Below are 22,606 nucleotides of genomic sequence, written 5' to 3'. Positions count from 1 at the left end.
ATAGAAGAAAGCCTTTGGCAATCTTGCGATAAATTAAGAGGTTTAATAGAATCTAGCGAGTACATGAGTATTTTCTTGCTAAATTTGCTATTAAAGAAGGAAAAAGAGAATTTTACATTCCAAAAAGTATTGTAAACCTGATTGCCGAAATGATAGAGCCTTATCAAGGCATTATCTATGACTCTGCATGTGGTTCTGGAGGTATGTGTGACGTTTATAGAGCAACACTACGGTAACAAAAAAAGAGGTTTCTGTATAAGGACAAGAATACTTTCCTTTATCGATTTGCCTGCATGCTTGGAAATTATCGTATCAAGTCACTGGCTCTGCCGAAATTAAAACTTACGAAGCACCTGTCCCAAAAAACGATTTTTGGAAGTTTACAAAAATTTAAATTTACAGCTACACTTAGGGAGATTCCATAATTTATAAAAAAGGCAAATCAAAGCTGTAAAAACACCAAGACTAAGCCTTGGAGCATTCCACACATTTACATCATAGTTTTGCCGCACACTTTATAAAATGCGGAACAGGCTTAAGACATATCTAGACTGCAATAGGTCATAATAGCTCAAAACCACGGAATTTATACTTGAGTTTTAGCAAAGTACAATAAAACAATAAAAATTCCATTGGATAGTATACCCAAAAGTGTTAGCTTAGATAAACGTAAAACGACGTCCTAAATAGATATATAACCAATACTGAAGATTTGAATAGGGTTTATACGGATGTTTGCAGTAATTCCGCCCTTTGTGGAAAAAACAAATAAATACTTTAAGCTAACGTTTAGATTGAAGAGAAAAGGTGAAAAAATATACTAAAAATAAAAATTACTAACGATTGATATTCAAAACATTATAAAAACGTTAGTCAGAATTATAAGACAGGAAACAAATAAACAAACAATGGACTATTTATATGAAAATTTAGGAGACGAAAGATTTCAAGAATTTTGCAATTGCCTAATTGCGAAGGAATTTCCCGACTCTCAATCATTCCCTGTCGGACAACCAGATGGAGGTAGAGACTCTTTGGTTTATTTCATGAATTCAACAAAAAAAGAATTCATTGTATTTCAAGTTAAATTTGTCCGTAATCCTAATTCTATTCCAGATGTGCACAAGTGGTTAACTAAAATCATAAAAGATGAGGCTCCAAAAATTGACAAGCTAATTCCAAGAGGAGCAAAAAAATTCTATCTTTTAACTAATGTTAGAGGCACTGCGCTTTTGGATGCTGGTTCTAAAGATAAGGTAAATGAAATTCTAGAATCTTATATTAAAATACCTTCAGTCTGCTGGTGGCGTGATGATTTATCCCGATTATTTGAAAAAGACCCGATTTTTAAGTGGTCTTTTCCTGAAATAATAAATGGACAAGATATTTTAAATTCAGTTCTTTTTCAAAACATTAATGAAAATAAAGAAAGACGTGAAAGTGTAGTTAAAGCATATTTGGCAGACCAATATATAACTGATAATAAAGTTAAGTTTAGGCAGATTGATTTGGAAAATAGATTATTTGATTTATTCACGGATGTTCCAATAAAAATTAGAAAGTATAATGAAAAAAATAAAAATCTTAAAAGGACTCTAAATCATTTCGAAAATTATCAAAAGAAGATTATTAACTTCGAAGACCATTTTCTTTTCGAAGAACGTGAAAATGTTGGTGCGGCCAGTTTTCTTTTACATCCAAAAATACAAAATGAGATTGAAAGGATCTTACTTGAAGGGGGTCCAGGCCAAGGAAAATCAACAATTTCACAGTATATATGTCAGGTTCATCGAGCACGTTTGTTAAATAAAACAAGCGATTTAGTGTTATTACCCGACCATGCAAAAAACACTCCTATTAGATTACCATTTAAAATTGATCTAAGACATATTGCATCGTGGGTTGAAAACAAAAACCCATATCAAGGAAGACTTAATGAAGAATATTATAATAGTATTTGGAAAAACTCACTTGAATCTTTTTTAGTTGGTCACATTGTATATCATTCTTAAATCGATGATTTCAATTCAAGTGATTTAGTTGCTATTACCAAACTAAGCTCCATATTATTTGTTTTTGATGGATTTGATGAAATTGCCGATAATAAAATCAGAGAAGAAGTTATCGATTTTATAAATAAGGGAATTAATAGAATATCTGAAAACTCTAAATCTTTACAAATTATTATTACTAGCCGCCCTGCAGCTTTTTCAGATACTATTGGCTTTTCTACTGATATTTATCCGCATTTTGAATTAACCGACATTACACCAGCTATTACAAAGGAATATGTAGAAAGATGGGTCAAAGCCAGTAGATTAGATAATAAAGAAGGTAACGAAATAAAGAGATTAGTAGAAGAGAAACTCCAGCTCCCTCATTTAAAAGATTTGGCAAAAAGCCCAATGCAACTCGCAATCTTTATTAGTCTTTTAAGAACAAGAGGTGAATCTTTACCAAATAAAAGAACCGCTTTATATGATAGCTACATAGAACTTTTTTTTAATCGTGAATCTGAAAAGAACATTACTATTAGAGATCATAGGGATTTAATTATTGATATACATCAATATTTAGCATGGGTATTGCATTCAGAAGCAGAACTTCATAATAACAGTGGAAGCATACACATTGATGATTTACAATCACTATTAAAAATTTATCTAACTAAAGAAGGACATAAAACTGATATTGCTGACAAGTTATTTCATGTAATGGAAGAAAGGGTTTGTGCATTAGTTTCAAGAGTTCAAGGAACATATGAGTTTGAAGTTCAACCTTTAAGAGAATATTTTTGTGCGAAATATCTATATAACACATCACCTTATTCACCTGCTGGTTCAGAAAAAACAGGTACTAAACCCGAAAGATTTGATGCAATTTCACGTAACTTCTATTGGCATAATGTAGTACGATTTTTTTCTGGTTGTTTTGACAAGGGAGAATTGCCAATGTTGATTCAAAAATTAAAGGAATTACAAGACGATCTGTTTTTGAAAAATACAAATTATCCTAGACTACTTACTTCTCAAATCCTTTCTGATTGGGTTTTTACGCAATACCCTTTGCTACTGAATGATGTTGTTAGGATTATTGTTGACGGTATTAATATTGGGAATATAATAAACCAAGAAGGTCGCAGAGGGAATAATGAACCTATTCTTTTACCGAATGAATGTGGACGTTTGGAATTAACAATTGAATGCTTTGACCAGTTAAAGAAATTTCCTCAGAATGACTACGCTTCTGAGCTCATAGGTATTGTCCGCAACAATCCTTTTCAAACACTAGAACTTTGGTTAAATAATGTAAGGAACCTTAATGACGAAAAACTAACTAAGTGGTTTGAATATGCTTATCAATTAGAAATTATTCACAAAATTGAAAACAAACAACTACACAACATAATAAGGGAAGGTGACTTAGAACAAAAGGAAAAACGATTACAAATTTTAATTGATGGTAACAGATTAGATGTAATTGATTCAGACCTTGATATAAAGCAAGTAGTTTTAAACGGGGTTCTGCAAAGTAAAATTTCAGTTCATCAAAGAAAGTATTTTAATCATAGTTTACAGTTCTTAACTATAATGCTCCACCCATATTTATTGATTAATATATTGAATAGCGATGATTCCAATATACCCTTTTTAAATTCCATTTCTCAAAGAGTTAGAAATTTCCCACAAGATGTTAAACAAGAAAAACCTATTAACACAATCTCAGTAAAAGATGAAATTGATAAATCAATTGAGAATTTCGCAAACCTTATTTCAAAAAGTTTAAATGATGAAATAACAAAATGGAAAAATAATATAGAACCTTGGGAATTATTGGTAGAAAGTTTTAGAGGTATTTTCCAAGATACATGTGCAATTAAAATCATAGCTGTTATTTCAGCTGGTATTAAATCGAAAAACGAAACTTATGATGAGTTTTCCGTTCTAACAGATTCTTCAAAATCACTTTGTAAACGTGTAAGATGTGCTAGAATGAAATCAGGAAATATTAAATATTGGGAATTGCAATTACAAAATTCAACCGATATAGCTTTCACACTTCTTGTCCTTCTAACATGGGCAACTCCAAAAACTATTATTCAACAAATTGCAAATATTTCAACTCAAATAAATAAACTGTCTAAAGATGAATTTTTGACTTTAAATGATAGTTTGAAAAAGACAGCAAGACAATCTAATTTAAGTAATTCACAGTCAAACGAAATTGCAAAATATTTAGTCAAAAACGCAATAGAAAATGAAGTTATATATCTTATAAGCCATCGTTTCTCCGAAGAATCAAGACTTAATTTCATTTATAAAAACTTGTCAAGTGCTACTCAAAAAATGAAGGCTATTGGCGACATTAGATTATCATACCTAATTGAAAAGTATTTGAAAAACAATCTAGACTTGACACTTTTAAATGAAGTAAAGGAAATTTATGCTACACTAACAAATTATGAGGAAAGATCATATCGTTTTTATAATCACCGTCTAAATGAAGTTAAAGAATTGCCAATAGAAATCGCAAATACAATAATGACCGAGTCGAAAAAATATCCTCGTGTAATTGCTTCTTGTGCAGAAAGATCATGTAGAATATTTGCGAACAAAAATATTAAGGCAGTCGGACAAATCGCTAAAGATGAAAATTGGTTTTTATAAAGCAAATAAACAACGAACCGCTAACAATGGCTAAAAGACATAGGGGTTTTGGTGGTAAATGGAAGTTTTGAGCTTCGATTGAAAACCGCCAAACCAAAATTTTGATAACGAAGAAAGAAAAATAATTGTAAAAATATTTGGCTTGTCTAAGTACTAAACTGAAAGGGTAAAATTTTAAACTCCCTGCGATTTCTTTGCCAGGTCGTTGTGCATCATTTGAAGAAAAACCAAAATTGAACCAAGAAATCAAAATACCACGCTCTAATTTAATCGCTAAATGCGACCAAAATCTGAATGGAGAAATCGCAGAAAATGATTTTGAAAACTATGCAAATAAATTAATCACAGAAGAGTCTTTTGATTGGGATGATGTAATATTGTTTATCAATGGGAAAGTCCAGAACTTAATTTTCCGATTACTAAAAAGAATATCCAACTTTGGAAACATCAATTGGAAACTGACGAAGACTTATTAAAGGATTATAATTTCGGAATGTGGATTAGTCCAATTTTTTAACTTTATATTGTAAAAGAGTATCAGAGATTAAAAGAAATTGATACTAATCAACATAATTTAGAATGGGATGTAAAGAGAGTTTTAAGTAAGGTAAATTATCATATACATACTGACGCTGTTAAAAATCATATTATTCCAAAATCAAAATATACAACTGAAAAACAATGGATTGAATATGCAGAAGAAGCAGATTTATTAAATGTAGCTTTATTTGTCTGTACGGCTAAACAATGGAAAGAGTCAAATCCAAAACTATCTCTAGAAGGAAATAATATGAGAGATTATGCAAGTATTAATGAACTTGCAGTATTATCAAATCTTGAATCTCTAAACTCTGAATTAATTAAAAGCGGAGTTGAAAAAAGAATACGATTCAATAATATGCAAAGGATTTCAAAACAACAATTAGAAATATTGAATAAAATGGATATGCTAAAATCAATTAAAAAGCAATCTGATTCAACTTATATAGACGAAAAAAAGAAATTAGAGTAAAATACTATTGCCCTTTAGAAAGTAGCTTAAAGCCGTTTTAAAAAAATATGGGTTTTTTGTTGCATACTAACACAGAATCTAACCACACACATCACGTTAGCCTTTATTAAAAAGAATATTCGTCAGTAGTTCAACATTTGAGAACTAATTGTATATTTGTGCTATAATTGAATCGATGAAACGAATAATTGCAAAAAGTACACTTCGGGAATATTGGGAAATACACGCTGATTCCGAACAGTATTTGAAAACTTGGTATGATACCACCAAAAGTGCCAAATGGTTTTCACCAAATGATGTAAAACAAACTTACATCAACGCAAGCATTCTAAAATATAGTCGAGTAGTTTTCAATATTAAAGGAAATTCTTACAGACTAATTGTAAAGTTCAATTATGAAAAGCAATGGGCATTTATTCGTTTTATCAGCACACATGCTGAATATGACAAAATAAATGCAGACACGATTTAAAAATAATATTATGAATGTAAAGCCAATTAAATCTGACAAAGATTACCGAAATGCTCTAGAACGTTTGGAAGTGATTTTCGATGCGTCAATTGACACAAAAGAAGGCGATGAAGCGGAAATTCTTTCATTGGTTATCGAGAATTATGAAAACGAACATTATCCAATTGAAGCACCTGACCCAATCGAAGCGATAAAAATCCGAATGGAAGAATTGAATATGCGACAAAAAGATTTAGTTGGAATTATCGGCGGGAAAAGTCGAGTATCAGAAGTCTTAAACCGTAAGAAAAGATTGACTGTTGATATGATTAGGGAATTGGAGCGAATCTTACAAATATCTGCTTCTGTGCTTGTGAACCACTATAAACTCGCGAGTTGAAAAATAACAAAGGGTAACACGGTATATAATTTATTATTGGTCATCGCTTGCTTACGAAAATTCCGCTGGAATTTTCCATATGTGACTTTTTTACTAATTTAGTTGCTTAAACACGCAACAAACTATATACTAAACGTTACCTAAAATAAATCAAAACATGCGAAAAATTATATTACTACTTCTTCTTATTTCATCGAAATCATATTCTCAAGAAACATATAAGGGAAGTATAGTAGATAAGAATTCTAAAGAGACTCTGTCTTATGTTAATATAGGGGTTGTTGGAAAAAGCATTGGAACAGTCTCCAATAATAAAGGAGGCTTTCAAATTGAACTGAATGAAAAATACGATAACGATACATTGAAAATTTCATCGATCGGTTATAAACCTCTGATCTTTAAAGTATCTAATTTTAAAACTATAATTCTCAATAATCCAAGTATTCAACTGGAAGAAGAAATCAGTAATTTACAAGAGGTTGTTGTTTCAAGTAGAAAATTAAAAGAAAAAATTCTTGGAAATAAAACTACTTCTAAAAGAATTAGCGGTGGATTCTCATCAAACAATTTAGGTAATGAAATCGGCATAAAAATTAAAATTAAGAAAAGCCCAACTTACATTGAAGATTTCAATGTCTCTATTGTCAAAAATGAGTACGATACTCTTAAGTTTAGGCTCAATTTTTATGATTTGAAAAATGGATTACCCAATAAAAGTCTTTTGAAAGAGAACATCATAATTGTCAGTCAAATTAAAGAAGGTATACTTACTGTTGATCTTCGTGATTATGACATTGTAGTCTATGAGGATTTCTTTGTCACTTTGGAGTGGATTGAAAATTTAGGGGATGAATTTGGGCTGTCTTTCTCCGCAGGGTTTTTAGGGAGTCCTATAATTTTCAAGAAGACTAGTCAAGATTATTGGCAAAAAAAGGGAGCTGTAAGTATAGGATTTAATGTAACGGTTAAGTATTAATAAACTTTTGCCAGCACAACCTAAACTGCTTTAAAAAGCAGTTTAGCAAAATCGTTGGTGCGCTATGAAGTTGTGGTTTTCCAGTAGCTGTAAATCCTACCTTAATAATTTGCTGTTCATTTAGAAGAGCTGCCGACAGTTCAATTTGTGACTGTTTTGCTAAAGCTTGGCATGTCCAAATAACCAAGCTGTACTACGCAAGTGTGAACTCATAGTAGCTTCGATAAGTGTATCTATAGATTGGGGGGAGTTTCGACGTTCTCGAACCCTGTTATGTTGCATGGATAGACAGTAGTATGAAGTGTAACCATCTACCGGAGTCACAGGGATGGCGTGGTTATAGATGGAAAACTACGAAATCCTGACAAAAACGAGGTATGCTGTGGGAGGGAAAAATCTAAGCATGGCGGTGCACTGAGCCTGCCTGTCGTGCCTTGGCAGGTAGGTCTGTCGAAGTATTAGATGAAGGCGGCGTTGATTGTTTTATTATATTCGTATAGCGAATATGAGAAGAGCAATCAGGCTCTACTCTACTGCTTAATGCTTAAAAATCCAGAAACTGATTGAAAAAAACGATATTTGAAATTACCAAAATGGACTGTCCGTCAGAGGAAAATCTAATCCGAATGAAATTGGACGGAATTTCGAGTATTGCGAATTTAGACTTTGATATTGTAAACCGAAAATTGATCGTTTTTCACACTGGAGAAATTGACCAAATCGAAAAGTCTGTTATCGAGCTGAACTTAGGTGGGAAAAAAATTTCAACGGAAAAAACTGACCAAACGGATTTTAAAAAAAACCAAAACCAAAAAAAACTACTTTGGTCTGTACTTATAATCAATTTCGCCTTTTTCATTATCGAAATGACAACAGGACTGATTTCAAAATCTATAGGACTCGTTGCGGATAGCTTGGATATGCTTGCGGACAGTTTTGTGTACGGAATTAGTTTGTTTGCGGTTGGGGGAACGCTAATAAAGAAAAAACGAATTGCGAAACTTGCTGGATATTTTCAAATAACACTTGCGATTATTGGATTTTTAGAAGTTTTAAGGAGATTTTTCGGAGACAAGGAACTTCCCGATTTTTCAACAATGATTATCGTTTCGATTTTTGCTCTTATAGCAAACGGAATTTGTCTTTACATTTTACAAAAGTCAAAAAGTAAAGAAGAAGCACATATGAAAGCGAGTATGATTTTCACCTCAAATGACGTGATTATCAACTTAGGAGTAATTGTAGCAGGAATTTTAGTAAATTATTTGAGTTCTAATAAACCTGATTTGATTATTGGGACAATCGTTTTTGTTTTGGTTATTCAAGGAGCGTTTCGAATACTGAAATTGAGCAAGTGAACTAAAAATATTAAGCACAACACAGAACTGAGGTAAAAACAACTCTTTTCTACTTTAATATGGAACATTAGTAGTTTAGACTTCATAAGACTGATTTTTCAAGCTTTTTAATTGATTTTTCTTTATTTATTTAGACAACACAGAAACGTAACTTTCATCATATGGCCTGGCTGTTTTTGTAATAGTAAAACACTGTTTGAGTAGCTTGTTGGCTATGGCAATTAAGGCTAGCTTCTAACTTTTGCCTACTATATTCTGATAATTTCCCGATACGCTTTGTTGTGCTTACAGGCCCTAAGAGAATATAAAAACAGCATATGACGCAGCTTTTTATTAACCACCATACTGATTCTTGCCCTAACTCTAACACTGCTCTCAGACTTTCTGGCCGTTGGTTTGATGCTGATATAGCTGCATACCTGTGAGGCTGTTCCAAACTTAAAAACCCTAGCAACCACGATTAAAAATAAAGCGGTCTTCTGTCCTATACCATTTACACTGATAAGAAATTTGCGCGATAATTATACTAAAAACCCTCTTTTAAAATTGGATTTAAGCGAACGTATATAACTTAATTATGTGAGTAATTCAGCCGGTCGTATAATCCTCACTCAATCGGAATTTAAAAATATAGCGGAATAATTCACTGACCGAATTCATTCAAATGCTGAAATAAAAGAATTAAGGCGAATAATTATGACACTGAAACACAACGAAATGGAAATTCAGTGTATACTTAATCACTTTGGTCAGTGTACCTCCGGAAAATTCCGTTGGAATTTTCTATCTGTGATTTGTTTGCTAAATTAGTTGCTTAATCATTCACCAAAAGTAGGCAACAACCTGTATGCTTTAATGAACATTTAAAAACATAGGCAATGAAAATTTTCACAGTCATTTTATTATCAATTTTCACACTTTTTTGCAATGCACAAAAGGATACTGATTATCTAACGAAAAGCGAAATTGAAAACGACTTGAAAATTCTTGACGGTATTCTTAAAAACCAATCTTCATATCAAGGATTAAACGGATTTGATTACCGAAAGGATTTTGACAACTATTTAGACCAATTAGATGGAACAAAAATCACCAAATCTGGTTTTGGGTTGTTCTTATCCAAAACTATTGGAAAAATTGGCGATAGGCATTCTTATATAAAAGGTTATGATTTACCAGAAACACTCTATTTTCCCTTATCATTTGCACCATTTAAAGGCAAAGTATTAGTACTCGAATATGATAAGGCGAATAAAGAATACGCTTTTTGGAATTCAGAATTTCCGTACCTAAAATCTATAAATAATATACCACTAGACCAGATATTGCCAAAAATTATTCCTAGCGAACAGCTCGCCCCAAAAAGTTCGTATTCTCTTCTTGCAATTAGAGATCTGAGAGATATAGAGACCGTTTTTAGCATTCTAAATATCAACTTCAACTTGCCTAATACGCTTCCAGTAACGCTTACAAATGAAAACGGAATCGAGAAAGTCGTGGATATCAAATTAGTATCAGATGAGAACAAGGCTTATTTATGGGATGAGCGATTTCATAAGAAAAATTTCTTTTTGCGAGAAGAGCAGTTAAATGACATAGAGATTATCCAACAATTTTTTACGATAAAAGATAACATCGGATATATCCAGATTGTAGATATGTTGAGCATAGACGATAGCCCAGTATTTTTTGAGTATCTCAATGATTTTATGATAAAGGCAAAAGAAACTGATGCCTTAATTATAGATGTACGAGATAATGGTGGTGGAACACGTGATTTAATTCAAGAATTAGCGGGGTATTTTGTCGATCCAAATTCCGTGTATGTCGTTAACGCCACAAGGCAACGCGGCAAACTACCGTTGAATGATGAATTAAAGAAAGAGTTGCATAATCGCTTCTTATTTTCGAGAGATGAGTTGGATAGGCGAGAACAAAATACAGTGGATAAATTTATGACTTCTTTTGAGCCAATGTATAACTTGGATAATGATAAGTTTAGCGAATATTATTATTATATTTTCAATGGTCAGAAAATCACAAAAGACAAGTATCATTATGATAAGCCTATTTGTATCTTAACCAATGAAAGAAGTTTTAGCGCTGCTTCTATTCTTGTTTCAACATTTAAGGGATTACCAAACATAAAAATAGTTGGAGTGAACACTGACGGTTCGAGTGGAAACAGCCAGCGATTTGAACTACCAAATTCAGAATTACGCGGGAAAATAAGCACAATGGTTTCTTTTCAAAAAAACGGTAAAATATTAGATGGAATTGGTACAGCACCTGATATTAAAATAGAAAGGAACTTGGATCAGATATTCTTGAAAGAAGATCATCAACTAAATAGACTACTGGAAATACTAAGAATGGAATAAAAACTGTGCTTTAAAAGTATCCACCCCACCAACCACATATTGACCACCTGACTTTCTCTCGATAGCTTTGCTCTAAAATAATATTTATTATGAGCAAACACGAAGAAATGTACAAATTGGTAACGGAATATCAAAGTAGTGGCCTTTCGTCAAAAGCCTTTAGCAAAGAAAGAGGGATCAGCCCTTCTACTTTTAGTTACTGGATACGCAAAAAGAAAGAGGAAGATCACCCGGGCGGTTTTGTGGAAGTAGACACTGGATTGAAATCTTCAGCCAGTGCCATGGAATTTATTTACCCCAATGGGGTCAAGCTTCAAATGAGTTCACCGGATCTGGCATTAATTGCAAGGTTAGTAAAACTTTACTAATGTTCTCGCTAGGTTCTTCCCATTGTTATCACTTTTACCTCAAGCCCTGTGATATGCGTAAATCCTTCCATGGCCTAAGCGGACTGGTAAGAAATGAACTGAATAGGGAGCCCACAAGTGGCGATGTGTTCGTTTTTCTTAACCGGAATCGCACCCATCTGAAGCTCCTTCATTGGGAACGGGGCGGCTTTGTTTTATACTATAAACGCCTGGAGCGGGGAAGCTTCACTCCACCTGCAATAAGGGAAGGCCAGACTAGTTTCAGCTGGCCGCAACTGGTGCTGATGATCGAGGGTATTACGGTTAAAAAAAGTGTTCAGAAACTGCGCTATTCACACTAGGAAATAATCGTATTTTATCAGTAAAAACAGGGGTTAACGCTAGGTTCAAAGTATCGGTTTTTGTATATTTATCCTATGCAAAATGCCCTGGAAAACCTTACTAAAGACCAACTTTTGAGCCTACTTCAGAAGAAGGGAAAGGATGTTGAAAAGGCACACTATAAGATCTTGGATTTGGAGTTTCAACTGGCTCAGTACAAACGGATTGTTCACGGACAGAAAAGAGAACGCTTCGAGGGTGATAAGGATCAAATGAGCCTTCCCTTTGAGATGGAGCCAGAAATAGCACAAAGGCAGGAAGAAGAAGTAAAGGAAAAGCTTACCTATGAGCGCCGAAAAAGGAAATCTGCTCATAAAGGTCGAGTACCGCTTCCGCAGCATCTTCCCGTGGAAGAAATCAAGATCTACCCTGAGGGCGATTTAAGCGATATGGTCTGTATTGGAGAAGAAATCACCGAGGAATTAGAATATGAGCCTTCCAAATATTACATCAAACGCTACATCCGCTATAAATACGCTCCTCGGAATAAAGAAGGAGTTGTAATAGGAGCGCTTCCAGAGCGAGTTATTGAAAAAGGAATACCGGGAGCCGGGCTTTTAGCTTCCATTCTGGTCGATAAGTATGAAGACCATCTCCCTCTTTACCGCCAGCTTCAGCGTTTTAAAAGAGCTGATATTCCTATTGCCTCTTCCACTTTGGAAGGCTGGACCAGGCAAAGCCTTAAAATATTGGATATTCTTTATCAGCATTTGCTGGAAGATATTCGGTCAAAGGGGTATCTCCAGGCCGATGAGTCCCCCATCAAAGTCATCGATAAGAAAAAGAAAGGCACCACCCATCAGGGATACTACTGGGTGTACCATTGTCCTATAGATAAAACGGTGCTTTTTGATTATCAGTCGGGGCGCAGCGCCCAGGCTGCAGCGCATGTATTATCAGGATTTAAGGGCTACCTGCAAAGTGATGGGTATTCTGTTTATGATAAAATTGGAAAACGCGAAGGGGTTACTCACCTTAATTGCTGGGCTCATGCCCGAAGGGAATTTGATAAAGCCCGGGACAATGATAAACTAAAGGCAGAGATAGCGCTTACTTTTATCCAGAAGCTCTACAAAGTCGAGGCTAAGGCACGGGAGAATAATTTAAATCCAAAAGAGCGAAAAAAGCTTCGGCTGGACGAGTCCTTGGGGATCATTGATGAATTTGGAAAATGGATGGTAAACCAGCTAAAGGATCACCATATCCTGCCAAAAAGCACAATAGGTAAAGCTATGAGTTACAGCCTGAACCGGTGGGACCAGCTCAGTGCCTATTTATATGATGGGGTTCTCGAGATAGATAATAATCTCACTGAAAATGCTATAAGAAAATTAGCTTTGGGACGTAAGAACTATCTCTTTGCAGGCTCTCACGATGCGGCACAACGAGGGGCAATTATGTATTCCTTCTTTGCAATCTGTAAAAAACACGAGGTGAACCCTTATCAGTGGTTAAAGTACACTTTGGAAAATATTATGTCCATCAACCACAAGAATATTAAAGATTTGTATCCCCAGAATTACAAAAAACTACAGAATACATAAGAGAAGTTTTTTACCCGGAATTACCTGATAAACATAATCAGTTTGACTTGCTATATGTAGTTGGTGGGATGGATACCTTTAAAACGTGTAAACTTAATTGCCTGTTTTTAGCTTACTTATGAAAAGTCCATTGGAACTTCCTCTCGTTCATTTCATTTTTCACTAATTTAGTTATTTAATCATCCGACTAATCTTACACATAAATGCCGTAATTAATAGTAGCATACTAAAAAAGTTAGGTGTTGTTTTATCAAAACAGAACGATGAGGCATCTCTTTATATCCTTACTAATTTTAAGTTCTTTAAATAGCAATTCTTAAGATGAGCAATGGCCTGGTATTCTTCCTTTTAATGAAAGTGGTCTTGTTCTAATAGATCAGAACTCATTTATCGGTGTTATAAGTGCGGTGATACTATCATTTGGATTGTCACAATTTGTTTTTAAGGATACAGAGCATTTGAATTTTTACCAAACAAGAGTGAGGGTTTTTTCTGCTAGATTTATAATTGAATTCTTCAATATAAAAAGGGGGATGGTGTAGCCATCCCCCTTTTTTAAACACTGTTATTTTAATCAACGATCAATTAATCTATAATAGTAATCATTCCAGTCATAGAGCTGTGAAATTCACAATTGTAATACAACGTATCTGGTGCATCTGTAGGAACAGTAAATGTGATTGTTCCAGATACGGCACCATTATTTGTAACACCTGAATTATATGTGTTAGCTGTCCCTGTTCCTCTTACTGAATTTATATAGAAAGGGTGACCTGGAACAGTTACGTTAAAAGTATACGTACCTCCTCTTTTAAATGTAAAGTCTGGATTATTTGAGTCTGAAAGCCCTTCTCCGTTAAAAATATATGCTGAAGCTCCGCTATTGGTTACATCATAAGTCTTTGACTCTGCACCCCCTGGATCGGTACCTGCGTTAGAACCAATATTTCCTTGAGCAACGATTGTATCTAAATCAGCATTACTCAAATGAACATTTATGTATGCGTTAATAGTCAATAACTCGGTATAAGTTACCGCAGCACCACCAACTAAGGCTTCTACTTGCGTTTTACTAATACCACTATCTCCAATTACTGGATTTAAACCAACGATAATATTTCCTGTAGTAGCAATATCATTTTCATGTATATGTGCTGGATGTCTTCCGCCGGCAGGAGTACCAGTGAGGTTGATAGAGACCAAGGTTGTTTGATTAACACGTTTGGCAAATACAACAGTACCATTAATACCAGGAACGTCTCTTTCATTTAGATCATAGCTGATGGTTTCGCCTGTAAGCTCATTTTGTCCTATATCACCTTGTGCAACGATTGTAGATAATTCAGTCGCGCTTAAATGAACGTTTATATAACCATCAAAATCAAGCAGCTCTAAATATGTGATATCAGTACCATCATTAAGGGTTGTAAATATAGTTGTACTTTTCCCCGTATCTCCGTTTACATCTTCAAGTGTCAAAGCTATGCCACCAGTTTCAACAGCAGTGTTAAAGTGAATGTGTGCAGGGTGGATACCACCTGCTGGTGTATTTTGTAAATCTAATTCAATGGATAATGTGGCATCGCTATTTTCTATAAATTTAGCTGTGCCAGAAACTCCAAAATCACCTACTGTTCCTAGAGTATAAATTTTAGAATTTAGTTCAGTTATTTCAGGTGGTTCAGGATTTGAGTAGCCATCATCATCACTGCAACTGATAAAAAAGAAAGGGATTATCATTAAAAAAGCTAGTAAATTTCTATTCATCATAATTTTTTATTTAATTCGAGTTAAACAAACGTATAATAAATATTTATATTTGTTTAATATTTAACAAAAAAAGTTAAACAAAAAATACAGGGTATTCAAAAGCATTTGTAAAAGCAAATAGCATTTATAAATCGATTCTGAATGATCAAACATTTGGAGACCAAAATAGATTCACTTACAGCTTTTTATGATAATTCACTATTGCCAATAGAGAATAAAATTAATTGCTTGGTTTTCCCATCCACATGGAAATTCCTTAAGAATTTCCACTGGTTAGTTCTATTTTTACTAATTTGGCTTTTTATAAATTCAACTACGCTTATACATTACCGCTGTGGTTAATGAAAAACTACTCATAAAATTGACTGAATTATAAAACTCTATAGGCTCTTATTTTCGTGTTATAAATATGAATATGGACAGAATAACATTTTTTTCACAAAAACTAAACTTACAAAAAGAGAATATTTTACTAAATCTGGTCAATATTACGAATGAAAGAATACTTCCAACTTCAATATAAAATGCTGAATAGGAAAATGATTGATTTTGGACTTCCACTTTTGATAGGATATCCACTTTTACTGTTTCTATTTATTCTGCTTTCCAATTATCTCTTCGGAAACACAGAATTCGCCAATTATGTTTACGGATTAATCGCATTAAGTTTCGTCTCAAGATTAAGTGATCCTAAACGAAATGATTTCTTAAAATCTATATTCAATAAAGACAAATACAAAAAATTAAGAGTAGTAGAAAACCTCCTCTATTGCTTGCCTTTTACTCTGTTTTTAATTTACAAAGAACAATTTGTGTTTTCTATTTTATTAAATTTATTGGTAATTATCATTATGCTGTTCAACTTCAGCACAAATGTGATTGTAACAATTCCAACACCGTTTAGTAAAAAACCATTTGAATTTGCTGTTGGCTTTAGAAAGACATTTTATGTTTTTCCAATAGCTTATGTCTTAACTTATATTTCAGTATCCGTTGGAAATTTTAACCTAGGTGTCTTTTCTGTGCTATTAATTGGAATAACTTGTTTTTCTTATTATTCAAAAATAGAAAACGACTATTTTGTTTGGAATTATAATTTATCTCCGAAAGAATTTTTATTGGAAAAAACAAAAACATGCTTGATCAATTTTTTACTTTTAAGTTTGCCAATTATAATTACTTTGAGTTTTTCATTTTTTAATCAAATTGATATTTTAATTGTTTTTATTCTTTTGTGTTTTGCTTATCTCACGACAATAATTTTTGCCAAATATTCGTCTTTTCCAAATGAGATGAATGTATCACAACTAATTTTGATTGTAACAAGTTTAATCTTTCCGCCAATACTCTTAATATTTATTCCTTTTTTTTATTACCAATCGATTAAAAAATTAAAAGACATTTTAAATGATTAAAATTGAAATATTATCAAAGTTTTACGGTAAAAATCAAGTTCTAAATTCAATAGATTTAGAATTTAAAAAAGGGAAAGTATATGGCATTGTTGGAGAAAATGGAGCAGGGAAAACAACTCTATTTAGGTGCCTTTCAGGACTTGAAGATTATAAAGGAAATATCTCATCTAACTATACTAAACTAAAAGACCATTTAGGACTGTTGTTAACAGAACCGTTTTTTTTCTCTAAAATTACCGGAAGGGAATACATACAACTACTTGCCAACACAAGACAAATAAAACTATCCAATATTGAGCACAAAAATATATTTGACTTACCCCTAAATCAGTATGCCTCTACTTATTCAACAGGGATGAAAAAGAAATTGGCTTTAACCGCAATTCTTTTACAAGGAAATGATGTATTTATTCTGGACGAACCTTTCAATGGTGTTGACATACAAAGCAATTTAATTATAACTGAAATTATAAAACGATTTAAAGAATTAGAAAAAACAGTAATTATTTCTTCTCACATTTTTTCAACTCTTGCGGATACGTGTGATGAAATTTATGTAATGAAAAACGGAGAAGTTATAAAGAAAGTACAACAAGTTGATTTCAATAATCTTGAAAAGGAAATGAAAGAATTTACAGTTGGAACTAGGATTGATAAACTTAAGTTGAAATAAATAACGCTTGCTAAAAAAGTGCTGAGTTAAAAAACAAGTCAACAGGAATTACTTTAATTTTTTTTGAGAATACACAAAAAAAAGTTTTGAATAGTTCTTATTTATTTTTGGTTTTTGACAACTTCATCTGGACAACTTGTTTTGCAGATAATGGATTATCTACTGGTATTTTCACTTTCCAGTCTTCTTACCATATCCAAAGTATAAAGTAAATAGGCTATGATTCTTTTAGCAAAAAGCGGATTTACTTATGGCATGAATTTGAATGCACCATTTTTTTAAATCAATTCCATTCAAAAACAAGTTTTTATAAGAAACAGCCCCTAGCATGTCCTAAAAATAATGGACAAAAAATTACTATATTTCAAAACCACTATTTTTAAAGCTAACTCTAGAGGTAGGGTCGTAACAACAAATATTAATAGCAGCAACATAAAAATGATTTGGACAACTATTTTAGCAGGGCTCATTGGGATAATTTACCCAACATACTTTTTGTTAACCTATAAAAAAACGAACAATAGCATAAAGCAAGACGACAAGTTTAGATTACTTGACTACAAACAAACAATCACAATCTTCTGGGGTCTAACAATTCTGATTCTCATTAATTTTTTTACGACACAACTCCCTCAATTAAATCTGTACCCGAATTTTACTGTAATCAGTATTGTATTTTCAGTTTTAGCTTTGGCATTTACGATTGTACAGTATAAGCAGTCGAATATCACATCCGCCTCCCTCCCCGTTGTTAAGGAGAAAATGAAAGACATATACCGCTATCTACCAAAGACAAAAAAAGAATTTGATTGGTTTGTTATTCTATCTATAAGTGCTGGAATTTGTGAAGAGATAATTTTTAGACTCTTTTTATTCGAGTTTTTAAAAGAAAATGCCAATTTATTAATTGCATTTATTTTGACAAATATAATTTTTGCTGCAACTCATATCGGTATGGGAAAGCAAAACATTATAGCCTCTTTTATTTTGGGATTTTTATTTTCCACTATTTACTATTTTACTGAAAATATTTGGATAGCAGTTTTTCTACATATTGCAATCGATATAAATAGCGGCATTTTGGGGTATAGAATGAATAATCTTGAACAAAAGACAATGGAAAATTCAAACCTCTAACAAAGTACTTTGGCGAAAAACAAGTCAAAAGGCATTAATTTATCACTAGAGTACATCAATAGGTAGCATCGTAGATCGAACTTCATCTAGCAATTGCAAAGGCCTATTGAAATTCGCGCCCATTGGGATGTGCAGTTGAGTATGACTCTGTTTTAGACTAGTTGTGTCCAATTATACAATAAGACGGCGGTATTACAAGGCATAAGACTTGATGTATAATTCATCCATCATACTCGTCAATTGGATTATAGGAGATAGTCGAAGGACAAATTTGGATTACTCACCAGTTCTAGTAGTAATCCATAATTCAGTTTTAAAAACCCCACTGACTTCTACTGCTCCTTTTTGGTGGCCTATTTCAGCTGCTCATGATAGTGGTTTTTAAAATAGGTAGGACATAAACCCTTACTTGATCTGCCAATGGTTGTGTTCTCCCCTATGTTGCCTTTATTTTTCACAACATCTTTATTAGTTCATAATAGCTCTAAAGCGGCGAAGAGTTATACTTGAGTTTTAGCGATGAATAACAAAACAATAAAAAGTCTGTTGGGTAGTATATATGAAAGTGCTAGTTTAGTTGATAATAAAATAACGTTCTAAATAGATATATATCCTATACTAAAGAGTTGAAAGGGTTTTATTCAGATGTTAGGCACAATATAAAAAATGAAATTACTAGTAACTTCACTATTAACTTTGTCAATCTTAAGTTCTTGCCATTCACAGAACAATAAAATTGACAATACTCAACCAAGATATGGGGAAGTCAAAAAAACTAAAGAGTACAGAGAATTAGACGAAGAGTTTATTCAAGATTGCTTAAAACAGTTCGGTACAATTGATAGCTCCGCGGCTATTCAAATTGACCATGCTTGGAGATATTATTATAATAATGACTTGAAAACTGCAATGAAAAGGTTTAATCAATCGTGGTTATTGAATCCAGAACTTCCTGATTCATATTTTGGTTTTGCTTCTTTATTAGAAACACAAGGAAATCTAATTGATGCAAAGCGTTATTACAAAATCGGTATTGAAAAAGATACCAAGAATGATCGAGCTGAACTATGCTATCAAAGAATTGCCGACTGTAAAGAGCAGTTAAACGACATTCAAGGAACACTAAATGCTTATAAAAAGATAACAAAAATAGATCCTAAGAATTCCTTTGCCTTTAAAAAGATTGGATATTTTTATACGCAATCAGGACATTCTAACAAAGCCATAAAAGCTTATGACGATGCGATAAGGTTAGACCCTAAAGATGCAATGACATACAATAACCGAGCTTTCTTAAATCAAAAATTGAAAAATTATGAAGCTGCAATCACTGATTATTCAAAAGCTATCGAACTAGATCCAGAATACATTAGCTCATTGGTGAATAGAGGACTTACCGAAATGGAAATAAATCAATTCGAGAAAGCAAAATCGGACTTTGGACAATGTGTCAAACTTGACCCAAAAGCAGGTGAACTGAGAAGGTTTTTGGCTATTTCAGAGTTGAAATTGAATGAAAACTCAAGCGCATGCAACAATTTAAAATTAGCACTTGAACTTGGAGATAGTGGAGCAAGCCAATTGATTGAAGAAAATTGCAAAAAATAAAAGTGTATAACATTTTATAAGAAATAATAGGGCTTAACGAGTAAATATGAACATTACGGAGTATTGAAAGTGTGTGCTTCGAAATGCCCTACTACTCGATTACTTGCCGTTAGAAACAAGCTGAATCCAAGATAATGAACAAACTAAAAACAGAAGAATTCTACAAAGCACATTACCAAAGATCAGCTTTTAAAATAGTGTAATTTTATATATTGAATACCTGCGTAACAAAGTGAATTGGTATTATAACGAAAATCAATATCCATTTATAAATAGGTAGTTTTTTACAAGAAGAATATAATCAATGTGTGAATTCAATTTAAATTTTTTTAATCTTATTATAATTGCATCTGTATTTATAGGAGCTACATTTGGATTGCTACTTATTTTTACAAAACGGATAAATAGAAAAGCCAATGTATTACTTGGATTAGTAACTTTCATCATTGTTTTTTGGAGTATTTGGATATTGAGTTTGGATTTTCAGATAACTGATTATCTACCCTATTTTTATTTAATACCACTAAATTACTCCTTGGCTCTTGGACCATTATTATATTTATATGTCAGAAAAATAACCAACTTTAATTATAATCTTTCCAAGAAAGATAGCATTCATTTTTTGCCTTTATTAATTGAGCTTATAATACATCTTATTATAAGTCGAGAGGCACTTGAAAATAATGTCATTGGTATTGAAACGGAGGCCTATCTTAAATTAATGCCTATCGTTCAGTTTTTAGCAATTGTTTCTATCGTAATCTACTGTATATATGCGCTGAAAGCTATTAAATCCTATCATTCTTGGTTAAACAATAACTATAGTAACAATGATGCCTATAATTTAAGATGGCTATATAGGTTGCTTATTGTATTTGCTATACTTTGGTTTTTATGGACACCTTATACCATTATTGATTATGTGATATTTGATTTTCAGTTAAGCATAAGTGATTATTACCCAATTTATGTGTTACTTTCTATGATAACTATTTGGATTAGTGCTGAAGCTTTTTTAAGGCCCGAAGTAATTTTACTTGAAACTAATAAGAAAAATAGTATTGACAAAGAAAACCCATCTGAAGAGATCATTAAAAAAGCAATTTGGTTAAAAGGACAAATGCTAACTAACCTTTTTTATCTGAACTCAGAATTAACCTTAAAATCTTTGGCAGATAATCTTAACATACATCCCAATATTTTGTCCAAAGTAATAAACGATGGTTTGGATAAAAATTTCTCGGATTTTGTAAATGAATACCGTGTTAATGCTATTATTGACAGATTGCATAGTGGTAATTATGATCACATAACGCTATTGGGCATCTCTTTTGAATGTGGCTTCAATTCAAAAACAACTTTTAACAGAGCTTTTAAAAATATCAAGGGCATAACCCCACTAAATTATAAAAAGTCAATAAAAACCAATCCTGTATAGCTTTAAATGAGTCCCATATTATAATATGGTGCTTTTGACAGTTTCATTAAGTATATGTTTGTTAAATAATAAAACTATACACTCAAAGATGAAGTCAAATTTTTTTTTAGTCCTTATTGTTTTTTTATTAATATCCTGCAAGCAGGGCAATAACTCAGAGTTAAAAAACGCACATACAGAAGGAATTGAAAATTTATATTTTTCAAAAGTTGACTTTAAGACAAAAAAAATTACTTCAAATAACTACTCAAATAGTTTCACTCTAAACACTGACAAATTTCTAAGTATTCAATTTACTTTAGATAAACCTTTAGTATATAGTCTTCAATTATTGGCTCCAAACTTAACACAAGATCAATTATTAAATAAAGGAAATTTTCAATTTTCATTTTTAGTAGATGGAGAAGTAATTTATGTAGAAAATTTAAACAAAGGAGCAGGATTAAAAGCGACTAAAACAGAACAACTTAAACACGTAGTTCCTCTTGCTTATCCTGCACAAATTGATTATTGGGGTTGGTTTATGTGGCTCAAGTTTATGAAATTAGGCGGAGGACAAGATGTTCTTACAAAAGGTAGCCATTCTTTAAGTGTTGAAGTAAGACCTTACATACAAGAAGACTCATTAATAGTTGGCCCTATTTTAGCCAAAGGAAAGATTGCTGTAGAAGTAGCAAGAATCCCTGTTGACGAAAGCTTAGTTCCACTTCAACAAATACAACCAAATAGCGGTTGGAAAATATCTAACGGTAGTTTTGATAAATCAAGAATTGAAGCTTTAAATAGAAAAATAGCTGAAAAAAGATTTGAAAATATCAATGGGATTGTCGTTATAAAAGAAAATAAACTCTTGATTGAAGAATATTTTAATGGTGAAAATAGAAGTAGTTTACACAATCCGCGATCTGTGGGTAAATCAATCGCTTCTACAATGATGGGAATTGCAATTGAAGAAAAATTTATAAAAATGAAACTGTTTTATTAAACCATTTTTATAATTTAAAATCGTTTGATAATTATAGTAAGA

General features: G+C 32.5%; 20 protein-coding genes and 1 pseudogene. 19 read left to right on the top strand and 2 right to left on the bottom strand.

Going from position 1 to position 22,606, the window contains the following annotated elements:
- Positions 1-89 precede the first annotated feature (89 nt).
- The 9 genes from P700755_RS20655 (at position 90) to P700755_RS08015 (ending at position 8,864) form a co-directional block, all read left to right on the top strand.
- A complete protein-coding gene (locus tag P700755_RS20655; protein WP_342626356.1) occupies positions 90-236 on the top strand; it encodes an N-6 DNA methylase in 147 nt (48 codons plus the stop codon).
- A 672-nt stretch (positions 237-908) separates the two neighbouring features.
- Positions 909-2,012, top strand: a complete 1,104-nt coding sequence (locus P700755_RS08060) for a hypothetical protein (RefSeq protein WP_041758250.1) — start codon at positions 909-911, stop codon at positions 2,010-2,012.
- 378 nt (positions 2,013-2,390) lie between these two features.
- A complete protein-coding gene (locus P700755_RS08055) occupies positions 2,391-4,667 on the top strand; it encodes an NACHT domain-containing protein (protein WP_157609269.1) in 2,277 nt (758 codons plus the stop codon).
- 233 nt (positions 4,668-4,900) lie between these two features.
- Positions 4,901-5,143 carry a hypothetical protein gene (locus P700755_RS08045; protein WP_041758246.1) on the top strand — a complete coding sequence of 81 codons (243 nt, stop codon included), beginning with the start codon at positions 4,901-4,903 and terminating at the stop codon, positions 5,141-5,143.
- Positions 5,144-5,457: 314 nt separating this feature from the next.
- A complete protein-coding gene (locus P700755_RS18715; RefSeq protein WP_051007949.1) occupies positions 5,458-5,679 on the top strand; it encodes a hypothetical protein in 222 nt (73 codons plus the stop codon).
- 175 nt (positions 5,680-5,854) lie between these two features.
- Positions 5,855-6,151 (top strand): type II toxin-antitoxin system HigB family toxin, encoded by a 297-nt coding sequence (locus P700755_RS08035; RefSeq protein ID WP_015024200.1) that lies wholly within the window; start codon positions 5,855-5,857, stop codon positions 6,149-6,151.
- A gap of 10 nt (positions 6,152-6,161) precedes the next feature.
- Positions 6,162-6,530, top strand: a complete 369-nt coding sequence (locus P700755_RS08030) for a helix-turn-helix domain-containing protein (protein ID WP_015024199.1) — start codon at positions 6,162-6,164, stop codon at positions 6,528-6,530.
- A 157-nt stretch (positions 6,531-6,687) separates the two neighbouring features.
- Positions 6,688-7,506, top strand: a complete 819-nt coding sequence (locus P700755_RS08025; protein ID WP_015024198.1) for a carboxypeptidase-like regulatory domain-containing protein — start codon at positions 6,688-6,690, stop codon at positions 7,504-7,506.
- A 563-nt stretch (positions 7,507-8,069) separates the two neighbouring features.
- Entirely contained in the window at positions 8,070-8,864 is a 795-nt protein-coding gene (locus P700755_RS08015; RefSeq protein WP_169314466.1) for a cation efflux transmembrane domain-containing protein, read from the top strand.
- A gap of 126 nt (positions 8,865-8,990) precedes the next feature.
- Here the strand turns inward: P700755_RS08015 and P700755_RS21250 are convergent.
- Positions 8,991-9,370 (bottom strand): annotated as a pseudogene (locus P700755_RS21250) (transposase); the annotation flags it as partial.
- 372 nt (positions 9,371-9,742) lie between these two features.
- On the opposite strand from P700755_RS21250, the gene P700755_RS08010 reads away from it, so the two are divergent.
- From P700755_RS08010 to P700755_RS07995, 4 genes are all read left to right on the top strand, one after another.
- Entirely contained in the window at positions 9,743-11,245 is a 1,503-nt protein-coding gene (locus tag P700755_RS08010; RefSeq protein WP_015024195.1) for a S41 family peptidase, read from the top strand.
- A gap of 89 nt (positions 11,246-11,334) precedes the next feature.
- On the top strand, positions 11,335-11,613 hold the full coding sequence (gene tnpA, locus P700755_RS08005; RefSeq protein ID WP_015024194.1) for an IS66 family insertion sequence element accessory protein TnpA: 279 nt from the start codon (positions 11,335-11,337) through the stop codon (positions 11,611-11,613).
- Positions 11,613-11,954, top strand: a complete 342-nt coding sequence (gene tnpB / locus P700755_RS21245; protein WP_015024193.1) for an IS66 family insertion sequence element accessory protein TnpB — start codon at positions 11,613-11,615, stop codon at positions 11,952-11,954. Before tnpA ends, tnpB begins: the two co-directional genes overlap by 1 nt.
- A 75-nt stretch (positions 11,955-12,029) precedes the next feature.
- Positions 12,030-13,538 (top strand): IS66-like element ISPto8 family transposase, encoded by a 1,509-nt coding sequence (locus P700755_RS07995; RefSeq protein ID WP_015024343.1) that lies wholly within the window; start codon positions 12,030-12,032, stop codon positions 13,536-13,538.
- Between the two features lie 585 nt (positions 13,539-14,123).
- Here P700755_RS07995 and P700755_RS07990 read toward each other — a convergent pair.
- Positions 14,124-15,308: a CHRD domain-containing protein gene (locus tag P700755_RS07990; RefSeq protein WP_245536022.1), complete on the bottom strand. Its 1,185-nt coding sequence runs from the start codon at positions 15,306-15,308 to the stop codon at positions 14,124-14,126.
- 494 nt (positions 15,309-15,802) lie between these two features.
- On the opposite strand from P700755_RS07990, the gene P700755_RS07985 reads away from it, so the two are divergent.
- From P700755_RS07985 to P700755_RS20650, 6 genes are all read left to right on the top strand, one after another.
- Positions 15,803-16,723, top strand: a complete 921-nt coding sequence (locus tag P700755_RS07985) for a hypothetical protein (protein ID WP_015024190.1) — start codon at positions 15,803-15,805, stop codon at positions 16,721-16,723.
- Positions 16,716-17,396, top strand: a complete 681-nt coding sequence (locus tag P700755_RS07980) for an ABC transporter ATP-binding protein (protein ID WP_015024189.1) — start codon at positions 16,716-16,718, stop codon at positions 17,394-17,396. Before P700755_RS07985 ends, P700755_RS07980 begins: the two co-directional genes overlap by 8 nt.
- 342 nt (positions 17,397-17,738) lie before the next feature.
- Positions 17,739-18,533, top strand: a complete 795-nt coding sequence (locus tag P700755_RS07975; RefSeq protein WP_015024188.1) for a CPBP family intramembrane glutamic endopeptidase — start codon at positions 17,739-17,741, stop codon at positions 18,531-18,533.
- 666 nt (positions 18,534-19,199) lie between these two features.
- Positions 19,200-20,141 (top strand): tetratricopeptide repeat protein, encoded by a 942-nt coding sequence (locus P700755_RS07970; protein WP_015024186.1) that lies wholly within the window; start codon positions 19,200-19,202, stop codon positions 20,139-20,141.
- A 304-nt stretch (positions 20,142-20,445) separates the two neighbouring features.
- Positions 20,446-21,579: a helix-turn-helix domain-containing protein gene (locus P700755_RS07965; RefSeq protein WP_015024185.1), complete on the top strand. Its 1,134-nt coding sequence runs from the start codon at positions 20,446-20,448 to the stop codon at positions 21,577-21,579.
- A 34-nt stretch (positions 21,580-21,613) separates the two neighbouring features.
- Positions 21,614-22,564, top strand: coding sequence for a hypothetical protein (locus P700755_RS20650; protein WP_245536021.1), 951 nt, complete (start codon positions 21,614-21,616; stop codon positions 22,562-22,564).
- The last annotated feature ends 42 nt before the right edge of the window (positions 22,565-22,606 follow it).

It is taken from the genome of Psychroflexus torquis ATCC 700755, from assembly GCF_000153485.2.
Classification (GTDB): Bacteria; Bacteroidota; Bacteroidia; order Flavobacteriales; family Flavobacteriaceae; genus Psychroflexus; species Psychroflexus torquis.
Note: the sequence above shows the minus strand (reverse complement) of the source record. Positions and strands in the feature narration are given on the sequence as shown.

Coding starts and splice junctions, on each gene's coding strand:
- P700755_RS08060 (WP_041758250.1), top strand. CDS start 909: ATGGACTATTTATATGAAAATTTAGGAGACGAAAGATTTCAAGAATTT.
- P700755_RS18715 (WP_051007949.1), top strand. CDS start 5,458: ATGAGAGATTATGCAAGTATTAATGAACTTGCAGTATTATCAAATCTT.
- P700755_RS08035 (WP_015024200.1), top strand. CDS start 5,855: ATGAAACGAATAATTGCAAAAAGTACACTTCGGGAATATTGGGAAATA.
- P700755_RS08030 (WP_015024199.1), top strand. CDS start 6,162: ATGAATGTAAAGCCAATTAAATCTGACAAAGATTACCGAAATGCTCTA.
- P700755_RS08025 (WP_015024198.1), top strand. CDS start 6,688: ATGCGAAAAATTATATTACTACTTCTTCTTATTTCATCGAAATCATAT.
- P700755_RS08010 (WP_015024195.1), top strand. CDS start 9,743: ATGAAAATTTTCACAGTCATTTTATTATCAATTTTCACACTTTTTTGC.
- tnpA (WP_015024194.1), top strand. CDS start 11,335: ATGAGCAAACACGAAGAAATGTACAAATTGGTAACGGAATATCAAAGT.
- tnpB (WP_015024193.1), top strand. CDS start 11,613: ATGTTCTCGCTAGGTTCTTCCCATTGTTATCACTTTTACCTCAAGCCC.
- P700755_RS07995 (WP_015024343.1), top strand. CDS start 12,030: ATGCAAAATGCCCTGGAAAACCTTACTAAAGACCAACTTTTGAGCCTA.
- P700755_RS07990 (WP_245536022.1), bottom strand. CDS start 15,308: ATGATGAATAGAAATTTACTAGCTTTTTTAATGATAATCCCTTTCTTT.
- P700755_RS07985 (WP_015024190.1), top strand. CDS start 15,803: ATGAAAGAATACTTCCAACTTCAATATAAAATGCTGAATAGGAAAATG.
- P700755_RS07980 (WP_015024189.1), top strand. CDS start 16,716: ATGATTAAAATTGAAATATTATCAAAGTTTTACGGTAAAAATCAAGTT.
- P700755_RS07975 (WP_015024188.1), top strand. CDS start 17,739: ATGGACAAAAAATTACTATATTTCAAAACCACTATTTTTAAAGCTAAC.
- P700755_RS07970 (WP_015024186.1), top strand. CDS start 19,200: ATGAAATTACTAGTAACTTCACTATTAACTTTGTCAATCTTAAGTTCT.
- P700755_RS07965 (WP_015024185.1), top strand. CDS start 20,446: ATGTGTGAATTCAATTTAAATTTTTTTAATCTTATTATAATTGCATCT.